A 23,833-nucleotide genomic window follows, 5' to 3' on the forward strand; every position below is an offset into this window, starting at 1 on the left:
GGCTTTCGCCGATGCGATCGGCTCCCACCCCTTCGGTAGCAAGGTTCGACACCCTTGCTACCGAAGGGGTGGGAGCCGATCGCATCGGCGAACGTACTTGCGATTACTCCGCGGCGACCTCGGCCGCATACGCCTTGATCCGCGCCAGCATCGCCGCCAGCCCGTTCGACCGCGTGGGCGACAGGTGCTTGGCCAGCCCGATCTCCTGCACGAAGGCCGGCTCGGTATCGACGATCTCACGGGCGGAGCGATCGGAGTACACGCGCAGCACCAGTGCGATGAGCCCCGAGACGATGGCCGAATCACTGGTCGCCTCGAAATGCAGCCGCGAGGCATCGCCCGACGGCACCAGCCACACCATCGACTGGCAACCGTGCACGCGGTGCTCCTCGGTCTTGTTCGCCTCGGCGAAGGGCGGCAGCTGGCGACCGAGGTCGATCAGGTACTGGTAACGCTCGGTCCAGTCGCCGAAAAAGCCGAACTCCTCGGCGATGGCCGCCTGGGCCTCCGCCGCGGTGGGTTCCTGCGGGTGGGTCATGCCTTCACTGCACTCCAGCGCGTGCCCTGGGCGCCATCCTCGATGGCGATGCCCATGGCTTTCAATTGGTCGCGGATCGCGTCGGAGCGGGCGAAATCCTTCGCCGCGCGTGCCGCGCGCCGTTCGTCGAGCAGCGCCTCGATGGCGGCCGCATCGATCGTTTCCCCCGGATGGCCCAGGCGGAACCAGGCTTCGGGGTCTTGCTGCAACAGGCCCAGCAGGGCGCCGCCGCCGAGCAGGGCGGCCTTGGCCGCCGCACGGTCGGCGCCGGTGGCGCGGCGCGCGGCGTCGGCGAGCTGGGAGATCTCGGCCAGGGCCTGGGGCGTGTTCAGATCGTCGCACAGCGCCGCCTCGACGGCCTCCGGCACCCCGATTTCGCCCGCATCGACGTCGGCCATGTCGCGCAGCACGCCATACCAGCCGTCGAGGGTGCGCACCGATTGGGTGAGCGCGGCATCGGACCAGTCCAGCGGCTGGCGGTAGTGGCCGCGCAGCAGCATCAGGCGCAGCGCCTCACCCGGGTGCTTCTTCAGCAGTTCATGCAACTGGAGCACGTTGCCCAGCGACTTCGACATCTTCCTTCCTTCGAAGGTGAGCATGCCGTTGTGCAGCCAGTAGCGGGCGAACACCTTGCCGCCATGGGCGCAGGTGCTCTGGGCGATTTCGTTCTCGTGGTGCGGGAAGGTGAGGTCGACGCCGCCGGCGTGGATGTCGATGGTGTCGCCCAGGTGGGCCTCGCTCATGGCCGAGCACTCGATGTGCCAGCCTGGCCGGCCGCGGCCCCAGGGGCTGTCCCAGCCGGGAAGGGAGGCGTCGGAGGGCTTCCACAGCACGAAGTCGCCGGGGCTCTTCTTGTAGGGCGCCACCTCGACGCGGGCGCCGGCGATCAGTTCGTCGGGATCACGGCCGGACAGCGCGCCATACTCGGGATAGGACTCCACATGGAACAGCACGTGCCCCTCGGCCTCGTAGGCATGGCCCGAGGCGATCAGCCGTTCGATCATGGCGACGATCTGCGGGATGTGCGCGGTGGCGTGGGGCTCCACGTCGGGAGGGGCCACGCCCAGGCGGGCGATGTCGTCGCGGTAGGCCTGGGCGAAACGCTCGGTGATCTGTCCGATGGGTACGCCGGCGGTCGCCGCGGCGGCGTTGATCTTGTCGTCCACGTCGGTGATGTTCCGCGCATAGACGAGGCCCGGGAAATGGCGGCGGATCAGCCGTGCCAGCACGTCGAACACCACCGGCGGCCGCGCGTTGCCGATATGGATGTAGTTGTAGACGGTGGGCCCGCAGACGTACATCGTCACCCGCTCGGGATCGAGGGGGACGAACGCCTCCATGCGGCGTGACAAGGTGTTGTAGAGCGAGATCGGCATCGGGGGTCCATGGCGGGCGCGGCGGGCGGCCGGCCTGAAATAGTAGCAAGGCGGCGCCATCGCTGGCGCACGCGCGAGGGCCGAATCCGTTGACAGGCGTGGGCCGGTCGTCGTGTGAAACCTATAAGCGTGGATTCAGCGTGAACTTGATGGAATGTGCGCCAGTAGGCGCTTTTGTGGCGCCTCGCTGGAGGTCTTTCTTCATGGCTCGCCTGCTCATCCCCGCGTTGTTCCTCGCGGTCTTCGCCACCGGCGCCTTCGCGCAGGATGGCCGCTACGGTCCCCCCGGTCCGCCTCCGGGCGCCGCCGGTCCGGACGACAACACCCATTTCGGCTGGGCCGACGTCCTGCGCGTCGATCCCGTGTACGGCGTGTCGCGCGTGGAAACGCCGCGCCAGGAGTGCTACGACCAGCCGGTGGTCCGCCGCGAATCGGGCGGCAGCAGCACGGCCGGCACCATCCTCGGCGCCGTGGTCGGCGGTGTCCTCGGCAACACCGTGGGCAAGGGCGACGGTCGCAAGGCCGCCACCGTGGCCGGCGCGCTGGCCGGCGGCGTGGTCGGCAACAACGTCTCGCGCGGCGACGACCGCACCTACGAGGGTACGGAAACCCGCTGCCGCGACGTGAGCACGGTCTCCGAGCAACGCCGCATCGCGGGCTACGACGTCGAATACCGCTATCGGGGCGAGGTCTACGTCTCGCGCCTGAACTACGACCCGGGCGAGCGCCTGCGCGTGCGGGTGAGCGTGTCGCCGGCGGATTGATTCCCTCGGGCACGGGTGTTCGTCGAAAGGCCGCGAGACATCGCGGCCTTTTTCGTGGGAGGGCCCGGCAGGGTGGCCGGGGTGTCGAACGCCGTTCGCCGATACGATCGGCTCCCGCCCCTTCGGTGGCAGGGCTTGGACGACCTGGCTACCGAAGGGGTGGGAGCCGATCGTATCGGCGAATCCTGCGGAGCGGCCGACCGATGTCGCCGACCACGCGGGTGACACCCGATCCTTCGCGTCCGGACATCGCCAGGAGGCGAGTCCACTTCGCCCCATTGCGCAACGCACCAATCCACGGCATCATCGGGATTCCACCTGACCCAGGCCCCGACGTGTCCCACGCCGTCTACACCGCGATCATCCTGACCAGCGCCCGCATGGCCGCGGGGATGACCTCGCGTGCTCGTCGACCGTACATCGGACACTCGGCCGGGTAGGCTGTCGCGCGCGTTTCATTCGTCTCGACTAAAAAACCCGGCCACGTGCCGGGTTTTTTCGTTTCGGTTTCCTCCTTTCCACCTTTGGACCGCCATGACCATCCGCCATTTCCTTTCCACCCAGGATTACAGCCGCGCCGAGATCGACGCCCTGCTCGCGCAGGCCGCCGAGTTCAAGCGCTCGCCCCAGGGCCAGCAGATGGCCGGCAAGTCCATCGCGTTGATGTTCTTCAATCCCTCGATGCGCACGCGCACCAGCTTTGAGCTGGGCGCGTTCCAGCTCGGCGGCCACGCCGTGGTGCTGTCGCCCGGAAAAGACGCCTGGCCCATCGAGTTCGAGGTGGGCGCCGTGATGGACGGCGAGGCCGAGGAACACATCGCCGAGGTGGCCCGGGTGCTGTCGCGCTACGTCGACGTGATCGGCGTGCGCGCTTTCCCGAAGTTCGTCGACTGGTCGGTGGATCGCCAGGACAAGGTGCTGGAAGCCTTCGCCCGCTACGCCACGGTGCCGGTGATCAACCTGGAAACCATCACCCACCCGTGCCAGGAACTGGCCCACGCGCTGGCGCTGAAGGAACACCTGGGCGACCTGCAGAACAAGAAGTACGTGCTCACCTGGACGTACCACCCCAAGCCGCTGAACACCGCCGTGGCCAACTCGGCGCTGCTGATCGCGACGAAGATGGGCATGGACGTCACCCTGCTGTGCCCGACGCCGGAATACGTGCTCGACGAACGCTACATGGACTTCGCCAGGCAGAACGCGCGCGAGAACGGTGGTTCGCTGCAGGTGTCGCACGACATCGAATCCGCCTACCGCGGCGCGCATGTCGTCTACGCCAAGAGCTGGGGCGCCATCCCGTACTTCGGCCGCTGGGACGAAGAAAAGGCCATCCGTGATGCGAACAAGCATTTCATCGTCGACGAGGCCAAGATGGCGCTCACCGACAACGGCCTGTTCAGCCACTGCCTTCCGTTGCGCCGGAACATCAAGGCCACCGACGCGGTGATGGACTCGCCCGCCTGCATCGCCATCGACGAGGCCGAGAACCGCCTGCACGTGCAGAAGGCGGTGATGGCCTCGCTGATCTCGCATTCCTCCGGTGCCAAGTCCGGCCTCGGTTTCTGATCGACACCCTTCCTTTCGCCTTACTTCTCCGGAGCCAGCATGTCCAACGATATCGTTCTCGCCTTCTCGGGCGGCCTCGACACCAGCTTCTGCGTGCCCTACCTGATGGAGCGCGGCTACGCCGTGCACACGGTGTTCGTCGACACCGGCGGCGTGTCCGCCGAAGAGCGCGAATACATCGAGCAGCGCGCGAAGGAACTCGGCGCCGCTTCGCATCGCACCGTGGACGCCGCGCAGGCGATCTGGGACAGCTTCGTCACCCCGTTGATCTGGGCGGGCGAGTTCTACCAGGGCCAGTATCCGCTGCTGGTGTCCGACCGCTACCTCATCGTGAAGGCCTCGCTGGAGCGTTGCGACGAACTGGGCACGAAGATCTTCGCCCACGGCTGCACGGGCATGGGCAACGACCAGGTGCGTTTCGACCTGACCGTGAAGGCGTTGGGCGACTACACCATCGTGGCGCCGATCCGCGAGATCCAGCGCGAGCACACCCAGGTGCGCGCCTACGAGCAGAAGTATCTCGAAGAGAAGGGTTTCGAGGTGCGCGCCAAGACCAAGCACTACACCATCAACGAGAACGTGCTCGGCGTGACCATCTCCGGCGGCGAGATCGATGCGTGGGAGATCCCGGGCGAGGGCGCCGTGGGCTGGTGCGCGCCGCGCGCCGAATGGCCGTCCGAACCGCTGCGCATCGAGCTGGGCTTCGAGAAGGGCGTGGCCACCTCGCTCAACGGCAAGCCCGCCTCCGGTCCGGAGATCCTGGGCTTCCTCAACCATGAGCTGGCCAAGTACGGCGTGGGCCGCAGCTTGTACACGGGTGACACCAACATCGGCCTGAAAGGCCGCATCGTGTTCGAGGCGCCGGCGCTCACCGCGCTGCTCACCGCGCACCGCGCGCTGGAAGAGACCGTGCTGTCCAAGCAGCAGAACCGCTTCAAGCCGGAGATCGGCCGCAAGTGGACCGAAGTGGCCTACGAAGGCTTCTTCAACGATCCGATCAAGGCCGACCTGGAAGCCTTCCTCGTTTCCACCCAGCGCAAGGTTGAAGGCAAGGTCATCGTCGAAACGCGCGGCGGCACCGTCTACGCGGTGAAGGTGGAATCGAAGCACATCCTGCAGTCGGCCAAGGCCACCTACGCGCAGGCCGCCGACTGGGGCGTGGCCGAGGCCGAGGGCTTCATCAAGCTCTACGGCATGAGCTCCACGCTCTGGGCCGAAGTCGACCGAGCCAACGGGAACTGATCAGTCCATGGACACACTCCTCGAAGACACCCTCAAGCACCTGCGCGCGCTCGTCTCGTACGACACGCGCAACCCGCCCCGAACCATCGGTACCGGCGGCATCTTCGATTACCTGCGCGAGAACCTCCCGGGGTTCCAGGTGGAGGTGACCGACTTCGGCGCCGGTGCCGTCAACCTCTACGCGGTGCGCGGCGCGCCGAAGCACCTGTTCAACGTGCACCTGGACACGGTGCCCGATTCCCCGCACTGGACGGCGAGCCCGTTCGAGCTGCGCGTCGACGGCGAGCGCGCCGTCGGCCTCGGCGCCTGCGACATCAAGGGCGCCGCCGCCGCGCTGGTGGCGGTGGCGAACGCCACCGAGGGCGACATGGCCCTGCTGCTCTCCACCGACGAGGAAGCCAACGACGCGCGCTGCATCGACGGCTTCCTCAAGACGCCGCGCGACTACGACGCGATCATCGTCGCCGAGCCCACCAAGGGGGAGGCGGTGCTGGCCCACCGCGGCATCCATTCGGTGCAGATGCGTTTCCTCGGCCGCGCCGGTCACGCCTCGGGCGACCAGAAGCCCTCCGACAGCGCGCTGCACCAGGCGATCCGCTGGGGTGCCGCCGCGCTCGACCACGTCAATGCGCTGTCCCACGAGCGCTTCGGCGGCCTGACCGGCCTGCGTTTCAACGTCGGCAAGGTCGAAGGCGGTATCAAGGCCAACATGATCGCGCCGACGGCCGACGTGCGCTTCGGCTTCCGTCCGTTGCCGTCGATGGACGCCAATGCGCTGCTGGAAACTTTCCGCACGCTCGTCGAACCGCACCCGGTCGAATACGGCGAAACCTTCCGCGGCGATTCGCTGCCGGCGGGTGACACCGCCACCGCCGAATCGCGCCGCCTCGCCGCGCGCGACCTCGCCGAAGAACTCGGCATCCCGGTCGGCAACGCGGTGGACTTCTGGACGGAGGCCGCGCTGTTCTCCATGGCCGGCTATACCTCCTTCGTCTATGGCCCCGGCGACATCGCCCAGGCGCACACCGCCGACGAGTGGGTCGCCCTCGAACAACTCGGGCACTACGCCCGGACCATCCATCGGATCGTCAGTGGACACCAATAAGCACACCCGCAAGACCATCGTGCGCCTGCTCTCCGCCATGGGCAGCGCGCGCGAAATCCAGCAGTACCTCAAACGCTTCTCGCAACTGGACGCGGCGCGTTTCGCCGTGGTGAAGGTCGGCGGCGCGGTGCTGCGCGACGAGCTGCCGGACCTCACCTCGTCGCTGTCGTTCCTGCAGCAGGTGGGCCTTACGCCCATCGTGCTGCACGGCGCCGGCCCGCAGCTGGACGAAGAGCTGTCGGCGGCGGGCATCGAAAAGAAGACCGTCAACGGCCTGCGCGTGACCTCGCCCGAGGCGCTCGCGATCGTGCGCAAGGTGTTCCAGGCGCAGAACCTGCGCCTGGTCGAGGCCTTGCAGGAAGTGGGTACGCGCGCCACCTCGGTGCCGTCGGGCGTCTTCGCCGCCGACTTCCTCGATCAGGACGCGCTCGGCCTGGTCGGCAAGGTGCGCGAAATCAACCTCGCACCCATCGAGGCCAGCCTGCGTGCGGGGTCGATCCCCGTGATCGCCAGCCTGGGCGAAACCGATGCCGGCCAGATCCTCAACATCAACGCCGACTTCGCCGCCAACGAACTGGTGCGGGTGCTCCAGCCGTACAAGATCGTGTTCCTCACCGGCACGGGCGGCCTGCTCGACGGCGACGGCAAGGTGATCGACTCGATCAACCTCTCCACCGAATACGATCAGCTGCTGTCGCAGCCGTGGCTGCACTCGGGCATGCGCCTGAAGATCGAGCAGATCAAGGACCTGCTGGACGACCTGCCGCTGACCTCGTCGGTGTCGATCACGCGTCCGTCCGAGCTGGCGAAGGAACTGTTCACGCACAAGGGCTCGGGCACGCTCGTGCGCAAGGGCGAGCGCGTGCTGCGCTACGAATCGTGGGACGGTGTCGACCTCGCCCGCATGCGCGAGCTCATCGAATCGAGCTTCGGCCGCACGCTGGTACCGGACTACTTCGAGCGCACCAGGCTCTACCGCCTCTACGTCTCGGAAAACTACCGTGCCGCCATGGTGCTCACCATGGAGGAAGGCTTCGCCTACCTCGACAAGTTCGCCGTGCTCGACGACGCGCAGGGCGAAGGCCTGGGCCGCGCCGTGTGGCAGGTGATGCGCGACGAAAACCCGAAACTCTTCTGGCGCTCCCGCCACGGCAACGTCATCAACCAGTTCTACTACGCCGAATCGGACGGCTGCTTCAAGCAGGCGCGCTGGAAGGTGTACTGGTACGGGCTGGACAACTTCGCCGACATCGAGCGTTGCGTCACGCACTGCGCCACGCGCATTCCCACGTTGAAGGACTGAACGGCCATGTCCACCAAGACCATCGGCATCGTCGGCGCTCGCGGCCATACGGGCGCGGAGCTGATTCGCCTGATCGCCAACCACCCCTCGCTGGAACTGGCCTTCGTCTCGTCGCGCGAGCTCGACGGCCAGCGCCTGGCCGATCACAACGACGTGTACAAGGGCGATCTGCGCTACACCAACCTCGACCCGGCCGCCGTGGCGGAGCAGGGCGTGGACGTGGTGATCCTCGCCCTGCCCAACGGCAAGGCGGCACCGTACGTCGAGGCGATCGACAAGGGCTCCGCCGGCACCGTCATCGTCGACCTCTCGGCCGACTACCGTTTCGACGAGCGCTGGTACTACGGCCTGCCGGAGCTGTACCGGGACCGCTGGCGCGGCGAGAAGCGGGTGAGCAACCCGGGCTGCTACGCCACGGCCATCCAGTGTTCCATCGCGCCGATCAAGGACCTGCTCGCCGCACCGCCGGTCTCGTTCGGTGTCTCGGGGTATTCCGGCGCGGGCACCACGCCCTCCGACCGCAACGACCCGGACAAGCTGCGCGACAACCTCATGCCGTATTCGCTCACGGGACACATGCACGAGAAGGAAGCCAGCCGCCACCTCGGCATGCCGGTGGAATTCATGCCGCACGTCGCGCCGCATTTCCGCGGTCTCACCGTCACCACGAATCTTTACCTGGCCAAGCAGCACAAGCGCGAGGACATCGTCCGCCGCTTCGAAGCACGCTTCGAGAAGGAAAAGCTGATCCACGTGGTCGACGAGGCACCGTGGGTGAGCCGCATCGCACATGAGCACCACCTGGAAGTCGGCGGCTTCGCGATGTCGGTCGACGGCCGCCGCGTGGTCGTGGTCGCCACGCTCGACAACCTGCTCAAGGGGGCCGCCACGCAGGCCATGCAGAACGTGAACCGTTCGCTCGGCTTCGACGAACTCACCGCCATCCCGCTCCGGGCGAAAGGACACTGACGATGACCCAGCCGCTCTGGCAGAAATCCGACACGCAGGTCGATGCGCGCATCATGCGCTTCCTCGCCGGCAACGACGTGGTACTCGACCGCGAATTCTTCCTGCACGACATCACGGCGAGCAAGGCCCACGTCGAGGGGCTCGCCAACATCGGCGTCGTATCGGCCGATGAATGCGATGCGCTGCGGCGCGAGCTCGATGCGCTGGCCGACGATTTCCGCGCGGGCAGCTTCGTGCTCGACGAACGCTTCGAAGACGGCCATTCGGCGATCGAAGCGCGTCTTACCGAGCGCCTCGGCGACGCGGGCCGTCGCGTGCACACGGGGCGCAGCCGTAACGACCAGATCCTCGTCGCCACGCGCCTGTGGCTGAAGGAAAAGCTCGCCACGCTGGAAACGCTGTGCCGCCGCGTCGCCGAGGTCTGCCTCGACCGTGCGGCGGGCGAGGCGCTGCCGATGCCTGGTTACACGCACATCCAGCGCGCGGTGGTGTCGTCCACCGGCATGTGGTTCGCCGCGTTCGCCGAGGCCTTCATCGACAACACGCTGCGCGCGCGCCAGGCCTTCGACCTGGTCGACGCCAATCCGCTCGGCACCGCGGCCGGCTACGGCGTGAACGTGGCGCTCGATCGCGCCCACACCACGGCCGCGCTCGGCTTCGGCCGCATGCAGGTGTCGCCGATCTACGCCCAGCTCTCGCGCGGCAAGTTCGAAATGGCGGCGCTGGATGCCGTCGGCACGGCCCTGCTCGACACACGCCGGTTGGCCTGGGATCTCTCGTTGTTCACCACGGCCGAGTTCGACTTCGTGAAGCTGCCGGCGGAGTACACCACCGGCTCGTCGATCATGCCGAACAAGCGCAATCCCGACGTGGTGGAACTGCTGCGCGCGAGCTATGCGAGCGTCGCGGCGGCGCGCACGGAGATCGAGCAGTTGCTATCGCTGCCGTCGGGCTACCAGCGTGATCTCCAGTTCTCCAAGGGCTCGCTGTTCCATGGATTCTCCATGGGGCTGGGTGCGCTGGAGTTGCTCCCCGACATGCTCGCCCGTTTCGAGTGGAAAGCCGAGAAGATGCGCGCCGCCATCGAACCGGCGATGTACGCCACCGACGTGGCGATCGAGCAGGCCGTGGCGGGCGTGCCGTTCCGCGATGCCTACCGCGCCGCGGCCGAAACGGCGGCATCGGCGGGCGAGGGGCGTTCGCCGGAATCCAGCCTCGCGGCGCGCACGTCACCGGGCGCCGGGCATGACCTGATGCTTGACGTGTTGCGCAAGCGGCTACACACCGTAGCCAGCTGACCGGGTTCATCGCTTCGCACGATTCGCCGATACGATCGGCTCCCACCCCTTCGGTAGGAAGCTCACTACCGAAGGGGTGGGAGCCGATCGTATCTGCGAATGGGCTCGCGGTACCGTATCGAAAGAAGACGCATCACTACCCCTTGTTGGAACGTTCGTACGATCGGTTCCCACCCATCCGGTAGGAAGCTCACCACCGAAGGGGTGGGAGCCGATCGTATCTGCGAATGGGCTCGCGGTACCGCATCGAAAGAAGACGGATCACTACCCCTTGTTGGAACGCTCGTACGATCGGCTCCCACCCATCCGGTAGGAAGCTCACTACCGAAGGGGTGGGAGCCGATCGTATCGGCGAATGGGCTTGCGGTACCGCATCTAAAGAAGGCAGATCGCTACCCCTTGTTGGAACGCTCGCTATCGAAGGGGCGGCCCTTGTCCGTCCGAAATCCGTACCCCGTTGGCTGGACTTCACTAACCTCCCGGGGCGACCAAACCAAGCCACATCACCGCAATAAGTACGATGACGAATGTAATACTCGCCGTCTTGGTCGCGCGGCCTTTGGCGATAATGCAGGCGAACGACCCGGTAGCCAGCAGGACGTGCCATATTTGAATGAGCATGGCTATCTTTCGCAAAAATAGGCGCCGGCAACCCCTCCTACCGTGGCACCGATACCAAAACCTGCGGCACCTCCAAGACCCCAGGTCGTGCCCACGCCTATCGCGGCTCCAAACAGCGCTACGGTCGCGGTAAATCCTGCAACGCATCTATTGTACGAAGCATTTTCAATGAACTCGGCCTTCATCGAGCCGCCATGAATCTTCAAGGCTTCCGTGGTGTGCAATTCGCGCATGTGTTCTACCTTTTTATACGGTTCATCGTCTGAACACGGATATTTAGGCGCATTGCGTCATTTCCTGTCATCGGTGTTTGAAGATCTTTGCGTAAGTCTGGTGGGTTTCTGTATCGGTTGATTACCTACTCGTCATGTTGCCGCGTGTGTTTTTCGGTGAACGTTTCCAGGCATCCGAAGGATGTGAGCGGACTGTCCGCGATAGTCACCGGCGATACGCTTGCTATTGCAGCAGCTGAGCCCATGCCATGCGAGTCAACGGGCCTGGTGTGGGAGCCGACTTCGTCGCCATCCACCAAGTCGCCATATCGCGCACACCATCCGCAACAAGCAAGCGTCATCGCATCATCACACCTAGAGACCATCGCCTGATGCTTGCCATGGGCGCGGTTGGCGTACTGACCGCCATGGGTACGCCATGCGTCATGCAGGCTCATGCGCGCATGCAACGGGACAAGGTATAGGTGGCAGACCCTGTCGACGTGGAACGGGGCTATGTGGCCTATGTGGCCCATCTGTCGTGGCTATCCAGTCAACGGCAATGTGTGGACGAGCCGATGTGGCGTTGCCGCTTGCCTGGACGCAAGGCGCTGGGTCCCTGCTTTCGCAGGGACGACGTGAGGGGTAGGTGGTGCTGCGACAGCCGGGAGTAGGGCAGCGCTCTCGGAAAAGAAGGCCCCTCAGTGATCGGAAGGAGCCGTCGGCTGCCGTCCTCGGAGCGCTTCCGCAGGGAGCGAAGGCGGACGAGGACTTAGCGACGAGGGCGGCAGTCGGCGGCGCCCTCGCCTCAGTGCCCCGGCTTAGCGCGACGACGAAGTCGAGCCGTCACTCTCCCGCCACGCTTCGATCGCTTCCACCACCCCGACGCAATCCGCGTAACGGTTGTACAGCGGCGTCGGCGAAAGCCGGATCACGTCGGGCTCGCGCCAGTCGCCGATGACGCCATGGCGCTCGAGGTACGCGAACAGATCGCGTCCCGCGTCACGCCCCGCACGCACGCGAACCGACAACTGCGCGCCGCGCTGCGCGGGATCGTTCGGTGTGACGATGTCGAGCACGTCGTCCAGGCGGGTGCGGATGAGCCAGTCGAGGTAAGCGGTGAGGCGGCGGCTCTTCGCCGATAGCGCGGGCATGCCGGCGCGGCGGAAGACGTCGAGGGAGGCGCGCAGCGGGGCGAGCGCCATGATCGGCGGGTTGGAAAGCTGCCAGCCGTCGGCGCCGGGCGTGGGCACGAAGGTGGGTCCCATCTGGAAACGCGTGGCCTTGTCGTGGCCCCACCAGCCCGCGAAGCGCGGCACGTCGGCGTGCGCGTGGCGCTCATGCACGAAGGCGCCCGCGACTGCGCCCGGGCCGGCGTTGAGGTATTTGTAAGTGCACCACACGGCGAAATCGGGGCCGTCGTCGTGCAGGGTCAGCGGCAGGTTGCCCACGGCATGGGCGAGGTCGAATCCCACGACGCAGCCGGCGGCATGACCGAGGGCCACGATGCGGGCGAGGTCGAACACCTGGCCCGTGCGGTATTGCACGCCGGGCAACAGGATCAGCGCCACGCGATGCCCATGCTCGGCGATGGTGCGCTCGATGGCCTGCATCGACAGCGTGCCGCCGGGGCCGTCGGGCTGAAGCTCGATCAGGTCGCGGGCCGGATCGAACCCATGGAAACGCACCTGCGATTCCAGCGCGTAACGGTCGGTGGGAAAGGCGCCCGCTTCCATCAGGATGGCGGGGCGTTCCGCCGTCGGCCTGTAGAAACTCACCATCATCAGGTGCAGGTTCACGCCCAGCGAATTCATCGCGACCACTTCGTGCGGCTGCGCGCCGACCACCTCGGCCATCGTGTCGCGCACGTACTCGTGGTAGTGCATCCACGGCGAACGCCCGCGGAAATGGGCCTCGACGGCGAGCGTCGACCAGTCCTCCAGTTCCGCCTGCAAGGCCGCGACCACGCCCTTCGGTTGCAGGCCCAGCGAATTGCCGCAGAAGTAGAGCGTGTCGCGCCCGTCGTGCGTGGGGATATGGAAGTCGTCGCGGAAGGCGCGAAGGGGATCGGCGGCGTCCTGGGCATCGGCCCAGGCGCGCGTGGACTGGAAATCGTTCATGGGATCAGGATGGCATGCTGGCGGCGACGTCCGCGCAGCCCTTGTCGAAGATGGCGCTGAACTTCGCGTCGCCGGTGGGACGGATGCAACGCAACTGGATGGCGTAGCCGTTGGCGTAGAAATAGCGTTCGTAGTATTCGAGGCGGGCGCTGCCTTCCTTCGCGGTGTAGACGTGCTCGGTGGGCATCTTCGCCTTGCCCGCCTTGTATTCGGTCAGGTGGCTGGCGCGGTCGCGGTAGTCCTTGTCGAACTGCTGGAAGACCATCAGGCTCGGCGCCTTCTGCAAGGTGATAGATACGCGCGCGAGCGTGGCGTCGGCCGCACTGGACCCCGGCACCTGGAAAACCTGCGATTCGGTGTCGCCATCCGACTGCATGATGGACACCCAGGCGTCGGGGACGTGGAAGCGGACGTCGCCGCCGGCCATGGACACGTCGCCGGCGATGGCGGACGTGCCGGCCAGCGCGAGCGCGAGGAAGGGCAACAGACGTTTCACGTTAGGTATTCCCCCGGGACGGACCGATCCGCGCATTCTGTCACAAGCGCGGCACGGCGCCGGGGACGCGGGTGTGCGCTCCGTCACGCCACGGCGGCGACGGGCTGGAACCTCGCTATCGGCAGCCCCAGCCACTCCAGGGCGGTGCCGTGGAACAACCGTGCCCGCGTGGCGTCGTCCAGGCCCAGCGCGTCGATGCCGCTGCCCGGTTCCTGCTCGCCGAGGGGGAAGGGATAGTCCGTGCCCAGCATCACGCGGTCGCTGCCGACGGTGGCGAGCAGGTAACGCAGCGCTTCGTCGTCGTGCACGCACGAGTCGAAGTAGAGCCGGGAAAAATACTCCCGGGGATTGCGCGCGTTGTCGGTAGCGACGATGTCCGGCCGCATGCGGAACCCGTGTTCGATGCGGCCGATGGAATAGGGAAAGCTGCCGCCGCCGTGGGCGAGCATCACCTTCAGCGCGGGCAGGCGTTCGAGTACGCCGCCGAAGATGAGCGCGCATGCGGCGCGCGATTGCTCGGCCGGCATGCCGACGAGCCAGGGCAGCCAGTACTTGGGCATGCTTTCGGCGCCCATCATGTCCCAGGGATGCACGAGCAGCGCCGCACCCAAGTCGGCGGCGGCCTCGAAGAACGGGAACAGCTCGGGAGCGTCGAGGTTCCATGCGTTGCAATGCGAGCCGATCTGCACGCCTTGCAGACCCAGTTCGTCGATGCAGCGCTCCATCTCGCGGATGGCGAGATGGGGGGCCTGCAAGGGCACGGTGCCGATGCCGGCGTAGTGGCGCGGATGCGCCTCGCAGATGGCCGCCATGTCGTCGTTGAGGTGGGTGTGCAGCTCCAGCGCCTGGTGACCCTTGGCCCAGTACGAGAACATGACGGGCACGGTGGAGATCACCTGCACGCCCACGCCGAAGCGGGCGTAATCGGCGGTGCGCAGTACCGGGTCGAACGCCGACTCCCAGACCTCGCGGAAGAATTTGCCGTCTTTGTAGATGCGGTGGCGCCCGTCGGTGTGGGTCATCACCGGAAAGCGAGGATCGCCGTGGCGGGCCGCCAGATCGGGCCAGTCGCGGGGCAGGATGTGCGCGTGGGTGTCGATCTTGAGCATGGGGCCGAGTGTAGGCCCGCAGGTCTTTCGATGCCTCTGGCGCTGCAGCAATCGTGCGTTCGCCGATGCGATCGGCTCCCACCCTTCGGTAGGAGCGTTGCTACCGAAGGGTGGGAGCCGATCGTATCGGCGAAAAAGGGCGTCAGGCCGGGGCGACGCTCCGCCGGGTGACCACGTGCGCGATCGTGTCGACGTTGTCGGTGAGGCGGTCGGTCAGCCGCCCCACGGCCTCGGCCAGTTCGCGGTCTTTCACCCGCGACAGCGCGTCGACCAGCGCGCGTTGATGCTCGCGCAGGGTGGGTGGAACGGCGACGCCTTCGGCCCGGGTCAGGGCCTCGGCCTGGCGGCGCAATTCGTTCGAGGCTTCGCGGATGAACGGCCCCACGTGGCTCCATTCGGCGGGCACCTCACCGGCGTCGATCAGGGCTTCCAGCGTCATCGCGGTACGCGCCACGCGGTTGCCGTTGGCGTAGAGCGTTTCGGCCAGCTCCTGCAGCACGGCGGGCGTGCCGGGCTCGGCGCGCATGCGCTCGACCGACGCCAGAGCGTTGGTGCGCGCCGTGCGCGTGGCCATGCGTACCTCGTGGCGCTTGCCGCGATCGGCGGGCAACGCGAGTGCGTCGAGGTAATCGGCGTAAGCGCGGAGCATGTCCGACAGGGCGCTGCGCGCGCGGTGCCGTTCCCACGACGGCCACAGCACGTAGGCGATCAGGGCCAATCCGCTGCCCAGCGCGGTGTTGAGCACGCGATCGAACATGGCCGCGTTGGAATCGACGCCCTCGAAGGACAGCAACACCACCACGGTGCCCGTGAGGGCCGTCACCGCGATGCCGTAATGCGCACCGGCGAGGTAGCGGAACGCCACGCAGAGCACACCCATCAGGAGGATGTGCGCCCAGGCGGCATCGGGCGTGAGGCGCAGCAGGAGGGTGGTCAGCACCAGGCCCAGCACGGTGCCGATCACGCGCAGCAGGCCGAAGTTGAAGGTGGCCGCGAAATCGGGGCGCAGGACGATGGCCGCCGTCATCGGCAGCCAATAGCCGTGGGGCAGGTCGAAATGGCGCGACAGCACGAAGGCGAGCGTAAGCACCACGGCGCAGCGCACGGCGTGGCGGAAGGCGACCGAGCCGGGCGTGATGTTCGCGCGCAGGGTAGCCAGCGCCGAGGCGCTGCGCAGGGTTTCCGGCAACGCGGTCTCCGCGCGCTGCGCGCGTTCCTCGCCGCGACTGCCGGCCCAGTTGGCGTTGCGGACCACAGCGGCGAGCTGGCCCGACAGGGCCTGGATGTGCGCCGTGAGCCCCATGCCGGTCGCGCCGGTGAGCAGGGCCCGTTCGCTGGCCTGCAAGGTGGCCAGCGAGCGCTCGGCGCGTTGCGGCGGCTCGGCGGCATCGATCGCGTCGGCCACCGCGGTGAGGACGCGGGCGGCGTCGTTGCGGAACATCTCACCCATGCCGTCGCGGCGGGTTTCCAGCTCGGCCATGGCGATGAGTTCGAGGCGGATGCGCTCGGCCAGTTCCAGCAGCACGCGGAAGGCTTCCATCGCGCGGCCGTGCGCGTGGTGGCGGCCGAGCAGGGTGTCCTGCAGCACGTTCATGGCGTCGCTCAGGCCCGGCGCCTCGCCGTCCTTCTGCGGCTTGCGGGCCAGGTCGGCGAGACCGCGATACACGGCGGCGAGCGCGGTGCGCTCGGGCCGATAGCGTTGCAGGGGCCACGCGGCGATGGAAAACATCGCCAGCAACATGCCGCCGGCGAAGATCAGCAGGCCGCCGGACAGCGCATGCGTGAAGTCGGTCGGCGTGGCCGCCGTGATCACGAGCAGCAGCATGCTGGTCATGCCTACGCGGGCGATGTCCGGGCCGAACACCACGAGCAGGCCGCCGAAGAAACCGCAGGCGATGCAGGCCAGGCTCATCGGCAGGATGAGGTCGCCGATGAGGAAGCCCACCAGCGACGCGGCGCCCGCGGCGAGCGCCGCGAGGAAGAGGCGGATGAGGCGTTGCTGGTACGGACCGGGCTGGTCCGAGAACATCGTGTCGAGCGCGCCGGCGGCGATGCCGATGCCCACCTGCGGATGGCCGGCGTAGATGCCGATCGCCAGGGGGAGTACCACGGCGGCCGTGTTGCGCAGGGCGACGCGCATGGGTACGTCGGGACGCTTCGTCCGGATCAGCGTGTCGATGACGCTGGCGCGGAGCGAGTAGCCGTTGCTCATGATCGGGAAGGGTTCGTCCGTTGAGCGAACGATTGTGCCCGATGCTTGCTGACTGGACGGCGAGCGGAAGCGCGGGACGGAAAACCCGGTGGTTTTCCGTCCCGCACGGCTTACGAGGCCCGGCCGGCGAATTCGCCGGTGACGGTGTTCACCCAGACCTTTTCGTCGTTGGTGATGTATTCGGGCACCTGGATCTCGATGCCCGTGTTGAGCTTGGCCGGCTTGGTGCGCTTGGTGGCGCTGGCGCCCTTGAGTTCGGGGGCGGTGTCGACCACGGTGAGCACGACGCTGGTGGGCACCTGCAGGCCGACCGGCGCATCGTCGATCACCTGCACGTAGTAGCCTTCGGCGTCTTCCACGATGTAGCCGGCGTTGTCGCCGACCACGGCCGCATCGAGGATGTACTGGGTGTAGTCCTCGTCGTCCATGAAGACGAACGCGTCGCCGTCCATGTACGAGAACTTGGCCTGGCGGCGGGCGAGCTCGACTTCCTTGAGGTCGTCGTCGGCACGCAGGCTCAGGTCGAACTTGCGATTGCCCGGGATCGAGTACAGCGTGAACCGGAAGGTCACGTTGCCGCCGCGCGCGGTGGGCGCGCTGCGTTCGATGTCGCGGACCTGGTAGACGGTACCGTCGTTCTCGACGACGTTACCCTTTTTCACTTCGGATGCTTTCATGGCGTCGATGCCGTAAGGGTGGTGGGAATCACTTCGGGGCGAGGCGCACGGCGCCGTCGAGGCGGATCGTCTCGCCGTTGATGTAGCGGTTGGCGAGGATGAACGCCACCAGTTCGGCGAACTCCTCGGGTTTGCCCAGGCGCGAGGGGAAGGGGATGGAGGCCGACAGCGACTCCTGCACCTGCGGCGGCATGCCGTCGACCATCGGCGTCCAGAAGATGCCGGGCGCGATCGTGTTCACGCGGATGCCGAAACGCGACAGTTCGCGCGCCATGGGCAGGGTCATGCCGACCACGCCGCCCTTGGACGCCGAGTAGGCGGCCTGGCCGATCTGGCCCTCGTACGCGGCCACGGACGCGGTGTTGACGATGACGCCGCGCTCGCCGTCGTCGCCCGCCGCGTTGGCCTGCATGACCTGGGCGGCGGCCTTGGCGACGTTGAAGCTGCCCACGAGGTTGACCATCACCGTGGTGGCGAAGGTCGACAGCGGCATCGGACCTTCCTTGCCGAGCACGCGGCCCGCGCCGAGGATGCCGGCGCAGTTCACCACGACGTTGAGGCCGCCCATCGCCTTGCTGGCGGCGGCCACGTTGGCGGCCACGCCCTCTTCGGAGGTGACGTCGGTGCGCTGGAAGCTGGCGCGTGCGCCGAGCGCGGTCGCGGCGGCGTGGCCCTTCTCCTCGTTGACGTCGAAGAGCGCCACGTGGGCGCCGGCGGCGACGAGCCGCTGGGCCACCGCGTGGCCGAGACCGGAGGCGCCGCCGGTGATGACGGCCTTGACCTGTTCGAGCTGCATGGAGACTCCGCTGGAAGCGTTGGCAAAGAGGCCCAGTTTAGCCGACGCCACCGTGGCTCGATGTGGCGGCGCGGCATTTCGCCGATACGATCGGCTCCCGCCCCTTCGGTAGAAAGGTCGCTACCGAAGGGGTGGGAGCCGATCGTATCGGCGAATCAAGGCCGCAGCAGATCGTCCAGGCCACCTGCGGCGGCCAGCTCGACGAACGGCACCACGGGTGTCGGCGGCACCACCGGCTCGCTCATGAACTTGCTCCACACGCCCACGTCCCACCAGCGGCCGAGCTTGTAGCCGGCCTTGGGCCATACACCGGCGGGAGCGAAACCCATCGCCTCGTGCATGGCGACACTGGTATCGCCGGGCAGGGTGATGACGCCCACGGCCTGGTTGATACCTTGCCGAGCCATGACATCGAGCAGCGTGCCGTACAGGCGTTTGGCGATACCGCGACGACGCGCGTTCTCGTGCACGTAGATCGAGGTTTCCGCGATCCAGTCGTAGGCCGCCCGCTCACGGAAGCGGCCCGCGTAGGCATAGGCCAGCACCCCGCCGTGTTCTTCCCAGACCAGCCACGGATGGTTGGCCAGGCGCGCGCGGATGCGCCCGCGCATGGCCTCTTCGCCGGGTAGCTCGGTTTCGAAGGTGATCGCGCTGGTTTCGACGACCGGGGCATAGATGGCGTGGCAGGCGGCGGCGTCGGCCTCGGTGGCGATGCGGATCACAGGTTTTTTTCCATGAAGATGCTGTTGGCGTTGGCGCGATGGTCACCGAAGGGCGGGCAGCGGCGATAGCCCGCGCGTTCGTAGAGTTCGATCGATTCGGTCAGCGCGGTGCCGGTCTCGAGTTTCACGGTCCGCGCGCCGGTGCGGCGTACCTGCTGCTCGAGGGCTTCGAGCATCTGCTTGCCCAGGCCCATGCCGCGGCAGGCGGGCAGCACGTACATGTAGTTGAGCTCCACGTAATCGCTGCGGTCGATGCTCGCGCCGCAGGCCAGCGGCGTGCCGTCCACGCGCGCGGTCATGAAGGTGACGTGCGGACGTTGCAGGCTGTCGACGGTGACCGACGGCGGCACGGGCGGATGGCGGTCGAGGTCAGACAGGTAACCGTGCAGTTGTTCGATGAGCGGCAGCACGTCGGGCTTGCCCGGGTCGTCGATGGCGAAGGTCAGCGAGGGAGGCGAGGGCGCCACGACGAGGTCGCCGTCGTTGAGGCCGCGCAGGTAGAAACGATCGCAGCTGAAATGGCCGGTGCCGCCCATCGGCGCGTCGATGCGGGTGAAGCCGTGGCGCTGGTAGAGCGCCTGCGCCGCGTCCATGCCCGTGAGGGTCTCGAGGTAGCAGCGCGAGAAGCCGGCACGCCGTGCGGCATCGAGGCACAGGCGCATGAGCTTCGATGCCGCCCCCGTGCCGCGCGCCTCGGGCAGGAAATACATCTTGCGCAGCTCACAGGTTTCGTCGTCACCGCCGTCCAGCGGCGCGATGCCGGCACCGCCGACCACGCGGCCGTCCTTCTCGACGACGAAGTAGGCGCGGCGCGGTACGGCGTAGGCGGCGGACATCGCGTCCACCTCGGGATCGTGAAGGGCGAAGCCGGGGCCGTCGGCACCGAATTCCGGCATGACCGTGCGGATGACGGCGGCGACCTGGGCGTCGTCGCGCGGCTCGATGGGGCGGAGGATGAGTTCGGAGGGCATGACGGCGATGCTGCCATGGAAGGTGGGTGTATCGCGACCTTGTTTCGCCGATGCGATCGGCTCCCACCCCTTCGGTAGCGAGCATCCTACCGACGGGGTGGGAGCCGATCGCATCGGCGAACGCGTCAGACCGCCGTACGCGCCCGCGTCACCCGGCTCGCCGTTTCCTTCATCAGACGCGCCGCCAGCCATGCCCCGGTCTCGACGAGCCGGTCGAGATCGACGCCGGTGGTCATGCCCATGCCGTGCAGCATGTAGACCACGTCTTCGCTGGCCACGTTGCCCGTGGCGCCCTTGGCGTAGGGGCAGCCGCCCGTGCCGGACACGGCGCTGTCGACCACGCGTACGCCTTCTTCCAGGCAGGCGAGGATGTTCGCCAGGGCCTGGCCGTAGGTGTCGTGGAAATGCACGGCGAGATCGGCCATCGGCACCTCGGCGGCCACCGCGCGCAGCATGGCGCGGGCCTTCGCGGGCGTGCCGACGCCGATGGTGTCGCCCAGCGAGATTTCGTGGCAGCCCAGGTCGTGCAGACGCCTGGCCACGCGGACCACGTCGCCGACCGGCACCTCGCCCTGGTAGGGGCAGCCCAGCACCGTCGACACGTAACCGCGCACGGCCACGCCGTCGACGCGCGCGCGTTCCAGCACGGGAACGAAACGATCGATCGATTCGTCGATCGACGCGTTGACGTTCTTGCGGTTGAAGGCTTCCGACGCCGCGGTGAACACGGCGACCTCGGTGGCGCCGACCTCGCGTGCCCGCTCGTAACCCTGCAGGTTGGGCACGAGCACGGGATAGACCACGCCCGGTGCCTTGCGGATGCCCGCGAACACCTCGGCCGCGTCGGCCAGTTGCGGTACCCACTTCGGGCTGACGAAGCTGGTGGCCTCGATGGTGGCCAGGCCGGTGGCCGAGAGGCGGTCGATCAGCTCGATCTTCACCGCCGTCGGCAGCATGGCCTTTTCGTTCTGCAGGCCGTCACGCGGGCCGACTTCGACGATGCGTACGTGGTGGGACATGACGGCTCCGTTCATGCCGGTTCGGCGAAGCGGACGAGCACGCTGTCGGCGTCCACGAAATCGCCCTGCGCGGCGGATATCGACTCGATGGTGCCGGCGCGTGGCGCCTTCAAGGCGAGCTCCATCTTCATGGCTTCCATCACCAGCAGTTCCTGGCCTTCTTCCACCATATCGCCCGGCGCGGCGCGCACCAGCACGATGCGCCCCGGCATCGGCGCCACGACGTGGTGGGCGCCGCCACTTTCCGCCCCCGCCCAGGCATAGGCCGGGGCGCGCTCGAAGGTCCAGCGGTGCCCCCGTTCGTCGTGCAGGCGCACGCGGGAGGCGCGCATCGCCACCGGCAGGCGGCGGGCGCGATCGTCGAAGCGCGCCGAAAGGGTGCCGTCGACGATCCGGGCACCCGACACGGTGCACGTGGCTTCGCCGTGGCGCAACACATAGTGGCCGTCGTGGCCATGCGCTTCGATCTCGTGGCGCACGTCGCCTTCCATCAGTGCCATCACCCGCTTGCCCGGATGGCCGATGCGCCATGCGTCGGCGGCGGCCCAGGGCGAGTGCGGGTCGCCGGCGGGAGCGTCGTGCGTGGCCTCGTCGGCCAGGAGCAGCGCCACGGCGGCGGCGAAGCGCTCGGTATCGTCCGCGCGCGCGTCGCCGACGAGGAATTCGTCGAGATGACGGTCGAGGTATCCCGTGTCGATGCGGCCTTCCACCACGACCGGATGGCGGGCGAGGCGTTCGAGGAAGGCCACGTTCGACTTCGGACCGACGATGTCGGTGGCCGCGAGCGCGTCGCGGAGGCGTTGCAGGGCCGCGTCGCGATCGGTGTCATGGACGATGAGCTTGGCGATCATCGGATCGTAGAAGATCGTGACCGTGTCGCCGGCCACCACGCCGCCGTCGAGGCGCACGTGGCGCGACGGCGCGGGCAGTTCGAGCGCCAGGAGCTTGCCCGATCCGGGAAGGAAGTTGGCCTCCGGGTCTTCGGCGTAGAGGCGTACTTCGATGGCGTGCCCGCTCGCGCGGATGTCGTCCTGCGCCAGGGGCAGCGGTTCGCCCGAGGCGACGCGCAATTGCCATTCCACGAGGTCGAGCCCGAGGGTTTCCTCGGTGACCGGATGCTCCACCTGGAGGCGGGTGTTCATTTCCATGAAGAAGAATTCGCCGTCCTGGCCGACGATGAACTCCACGGTGCCCGCGCCCACGTAGTCCACCGCCCGGGCGGCGGCGACGGCGGCTTCACCCATGCGCTTGCGCCGTGCGTCGTCGAGGAATGGCGAAGGCGTTTCTTCCAGCACCTTCTGGTAGCGCCGTTGCGCGGAACATTCGCGCTCGTTGAGATGGATGATGTTGCCGTGCGTATCGCCGAACACCTGGAACTCGATGTGGCGCGGATGATCCACGTAGCGCTCGAGGATGACCCGCGTGTCCCCGAAGGCGTTCGCCGCCTCGCGCTGCGCGGACGCCAACGCCTCGGCGAAGGCCGCGGCATCGCGCACGATGCGCATGCCCTTGCCGCCGCCGCCGGCGGCCGCCTTGATCATCAGCGGGAAGCCCGTGCGCTCCGCCTCGTCGGCGAGGCGCGCGGGATCCTGGTCGTCGCCGTGATAGCCCGGCACGAGGGGCACGGCGTGCCGCTCCATCAATGCCTTGGCCGCGGCCTTGGAGCCCATGGCGTCGATGCTTTCCGGGCGCGGACCGATGAAGGCGATGCCGGCCGCCGCGCAGGCGCGGGCGAAGTCGGTGTTTTCGGAAAGGAAGCCGTAACCCGGATGGATGGCCTGGGCCCCCGTGCGGCGCGCCACCTCGATGATGACGTCGCCGCGCAGGTAGGACTCGGCCGGACGCGGTCCGCCGATGGGCCAGGCCTCGTCGGCGAGACGCACGTGCTGCGCGTCGGCGTCGGCACTGGAATACACGGCCACGGTGCGGATGCCGAGGCGGCGGCAGGTCCGGATCACGCGGCAGGCGATCTCGCCGCGGTTGGCGATGAGAATGCAGTCGAACATGCGGCTCCCGGCGGTGCGAAATAGGGCGGTGGGGAACCGCGAAAACTACCAGAATCCGCCCTCCCGGCGGGTTGCGGCGCAGCATCGCGGGCGGCGGATTTGCAGTGAGGGAGCGCCTCCCCTAGCCTTGTAGGTCCGCCGGTGCTCGTTCGGCCCGGCCTTTTTCCCCAGCAAAGCGAGAATTTCATGCAGATCGCCGACCGCCACGTCGTTTCCTTCCATTACACGCTGACCGACGACCAGGGCACTGTCATCGACAGCTCGGAAGGTCGTGAGCCGCTGGCCTACATCCATGGCGAAGGCCACATCGTGCCGGGCCTGGAGAAGGAACTCACCGGCAAGCAGGCCGGCGACAAGCTCAAGGTGGACGTGGCCCCCGAAGAGGGCTATGGCGTGCGCCACGACGAATTGGTACAGGTGGTGCCGCGTGCCGCCTTCCAGGGCGTGGAAGACCTCCAGCCCGGCATGCAGTTCCAGGGCCGCAACGACCAGGGCAGCATCAACGTCACGGTGAGCAAGATCGAAGGCGACAACGTCACCGTCGACGGCAACCACCCGCTGGCCGGCCAGACGCTGCATTTCGACGTCGAGATCACCAACGTGCGCGAAGCGACCGACGACGAGCTGTCGCACGGCCACGTGCATGGTGAGGGTGGCCACCACCACTGAGGTCGCTGGATTCGCCGATGCGATCGGCTCCCACCCCTT

Annotated in this window: 21 protein-coding genes and 1 pseudogene; 8 read left to right on the forward strand and 14 right to left on the reverse strand. The window is 67.5% G+C overall.

The window, feature by feature from the left end; translation table 11 throughout:
• Positions 1-103 precede the first annotated feature (103 nt).
• Positions 104-538: a SufE family protein gene (locus JNG39_RS02790; protein WP_368309539.1), complete on the reverse strand. Its 435-nt coding sequence runs from the start codon at positions 536-538 to the stop codon at positions 104-106.
• Positions 535-1,914, reverse strand: coding sequence for a cysteine--tRNA ligase (gene cysS / locus JNG39_RS02795; protein WP_368309540.1), 1,380 nt, complete (start codon positions 1,912-1,914; stop codon positions 535-537). Before cysS ends, JNG39_RS02790 begins: the two co-directional genes overlap by 4 nt.
• A 203-nt stretch (positions 1,915-2,117) precedes the next feature.
• On the opposite strand from cysS, the gene JNG39_RS02800 reads away from it, so the two are divergent.
• The 7 genes from JNG39_RS02800 (at position 2,118) to JNG39_RS02830 (ending at position 10,164) form a co-directional block, all read left to right on the forward strand.
• Positions 2,118-2,678, forward strand: coding sequence for a glycine zipper 2TM domain-containing protein (locus JNG39_RS02800; RefSeq protein ID WP_368309541.1), 561 nt, complete (start codon positions 2,118-2,120; stop codon positions 2,676-2,678).
• Between the two features lie 534 nt (positions 2,679-3,212).
• A complete protein-coding gene (locus tag JNG39_RS02805) occupies positions 3,213-4,247 on the forward strand; it encodes an N-acetylornithine carbamoyltransferase (RefSeq protein ID WP_368309542.1) in 1,035 nt (344 codons plus the stop codon).
• Positions 4,248-4,286: 39 nt separating this feature from the next.
• A complete protein-coding gene (locus JNG39_RS02810; RefSeq protein WP_368309544.1) occupies positions 4,287-5,489 on the forward strand; it encodes an argininosuccinate synthase in 1,203 nt (400 codons plus the stop codon).
• 7 nt (positions 5,490-5,496) lie between these two features.
• The gene (locus JNG39_RS02815; RefSeq protein ID WP_368309545.1) at positions 5,497-6,594 is read left to right on the forward strand and encodes an acetylornithine deacetylase; all 1,098 of its coding nucleotides are present in this window, start codon (positions 5,497-5,499) and stop codon (positions 6,592-6,594) included.
• The gene (locus JNG39_RS02820) at positions 6,581-7,897 is read left to right on the forward strand and encodes an acetylglutamate kinase (RefSeq protein ID WP_368309546.1); all 1,317 of its coding nucleotides are present in this window, start codon (positions 6,581-6,583) and stop codon (positions 7,895-7,897) included. The genes JNG39_RS02815 and JNG39_RS02820 overlap by 14 nt, the downstream gene beginning before the upstream one ends.
• 6 nt (positions 7,898-7,903) lie before the next feature.
• The gene (gene argC, locus JNG39_RS02825) at positions 7,904-8,866 is read left to right on the forward strand and encodes an N-acetyl-gamma-glutamyl-phosphate reductase (protein WP_368309548.1); all 963 of its coding nucleotides are present in this window, start codon (positions 7,904-7,906) and stop codon (positions 8,864-8,866) included.
• A gap of 2 nt (positions 8,867-8,868) precedes the next feature.
• Positions 8,869-10,164: an argininosuccinate lyase gene (locus tag JNG39_RS02830; protein ID WP_368309549.1), complete on the forward strand. Its 1,296-nt coding sequence runs from the start codon at positions 8,869-8,871 to the stop codon at positions 10,162-10,164.
• Between the two features lie 623 nt (positions 10,165-10,787).
• Here the strand turns inward: JNG39_RS02830 and JNG39_RS02835 are convergent.
• From JNG39_RS02835 to JNG39_RS02890, 12 genes and pseudogenes are all read right to left on the reverse strand, one after another.
• Positions 10,788-11,018 carry a hypothetical protein gene (locus JNG39_RS02835; protein WP_368309550.1) on the reverse strand — a complete coding sequence of 77 codons (231 nt, stop codon included), beginning with the start codon at positions 11,016-11,018 and terminating at the stop codon, positions 10,788-10,790.
• Positions 11,019-11,818: 800 nt separating this feature from the next.
• Positions 11,819-13,117, reverse strand: a complete 1,299-nt coding sequence (gene kynU, locus JNG39_RS02840) for a kynureninase (RefSeq protein WP_368309551.1) — start codon at positions 13,115-13,117, stop codon at positions 11,819-11,821.
• A gap of 4 nt (positions 13,118-13,121) precedes the next feature.
• A complete protein-coding gene (locus JNG39_RS02845; protein ID WP_368309552.1) occupies positions 13,122-13,613 on the reverse strand; it encodes a hypothetical protein in 492 nt (163 codons plus the stop codon).
• Between the two features lie 83 nt (positions 13,614-13,696).
• Positions 13,697-14,722: an amidohydrolase family protein gene (locus JNG39_RS02850; RefSeq protein ID WP_368309554.1), complete on the reverse strand. Its 1,026-nt coding sequence runs from the start codon at positions 14,720-14,722 to the stop codon at positions 13,697-13,699.
• Between the two features lie 142 nt (positions 14,723-14,864).
• Positions 14,865-16,937, reverse strand: coding sequence for an FUSC family protein (locus tag JNG39_RS02855; protein WP_368310797.1), 2,073 nt, complete (start codon positions 16,935-16,937; stop codon positions 14,865-14,867).
• Positions 16,938-17,044: 107 nt separating this feature from the next.
• Entirely contained in the window at positions 17,045-17,611 is a 567-nt protein-coding gene (gene yeiP / locus JNG39_RS02860; RefSeq protein WP_144910855.1) for an elongation factor P-like protein YeiP, read from the reverse strand.
• Positions 17,612-17,639: 28 nt separating this feature from the next.
• On the reverse strand, positions 17,640-18,407 hold the full coding sequence (locus tag JNG39_RS02865) for an SDR family oxidoreductase (protein ID WP_368309555.1): 768 nt from the start codon (positions 18,405-18,407) through the stop codon (positions 17,640-17,642).
• 155 nt (positions 18,408-18,562) lie between these two features.
• Positions 18,563-19,129: an N-acetyltransferase family protein gene (locus JNG39_RS02870; RefSeq protein ID WP_368309556.1), complete on the reverse strand. Its 567-nt coding sequence runs from the start codon at positions 19,127-19,129 to the stop codon at positions 18,563-18,565.
• The gene (locus JNG39_RS02875; protein WP_368310798.1) at positions 19,126-19,596 is read right to left on the reverse strand and encodes a GNAT family N-acetyltransferase; all 471 of its coding nucleotides are present in this window, start codon (positions 19,594-19,596) and stop codon (positions 19,126-19,128) included. Before JNG39_RS02875 ends, JNG39_RS02870 begins: the two co-directional genes overlap by 4 nt.
• 18 nt (positions 19,597-19,614) lie before the next feature.
• Positions 19,615-20,100 (reverse strand): annotated as a pseudogene (locus JNG39_RS02880) (GNAT family N-acetyltransferase); the annotation flags it as partial.
• A gap of 125 nt (positions 20,101-20,225) precedes the next feature.
• A complete protein-coding gene (locus JNG39_RS02885; RefSeq protein WP_368309557.1) occupies positions 20,226-21,119 on the reverse strand; it encodes a hydroxymethylglutaryl-CoA lyase in 894 nt (297 codons plus the stop codon).
• Between the two features lie 11 nt (positions 21,120-21,130).
• Positions 21,131-23,125 (reverse strand): biotin carboxylase N-terminal domain-containing protein, encoded by a 1,995-nt coding sequence (locus tag JNG39_RS02890; RefSeq protein WP_368309558.1) that lies wholly within the window; start codon positions 23,123-23,125, stop codon positions 21,131-21,133.
• Positions 23,126-23,311: 186 nt separating this feature from the next.
• On the opposite strand from JNG39_RS02890, the gene JNG39_RS02895 reads away from it, so the two are divergent.
• Entirely contained in the window at positions 23,312-23,794 is a 483-nt protein-coding gene (locus JNG39_RS02895; protein WP_247374123.1) for a peptidylprolyl isomerase, read from the forward strand.
• Positions 23,795-23,833 lie beyond the last annotated feature (39 nt).

Source organism: Luteibacter sp. CQ10 (genome assembly GCF_040900725.1).
Taxonomy (GTDB): Bacteria; Pseudomonadota; Gammaproteobacteria; order Xanthomonadales; family Rhodanobacteraceae; genus Luteibacter.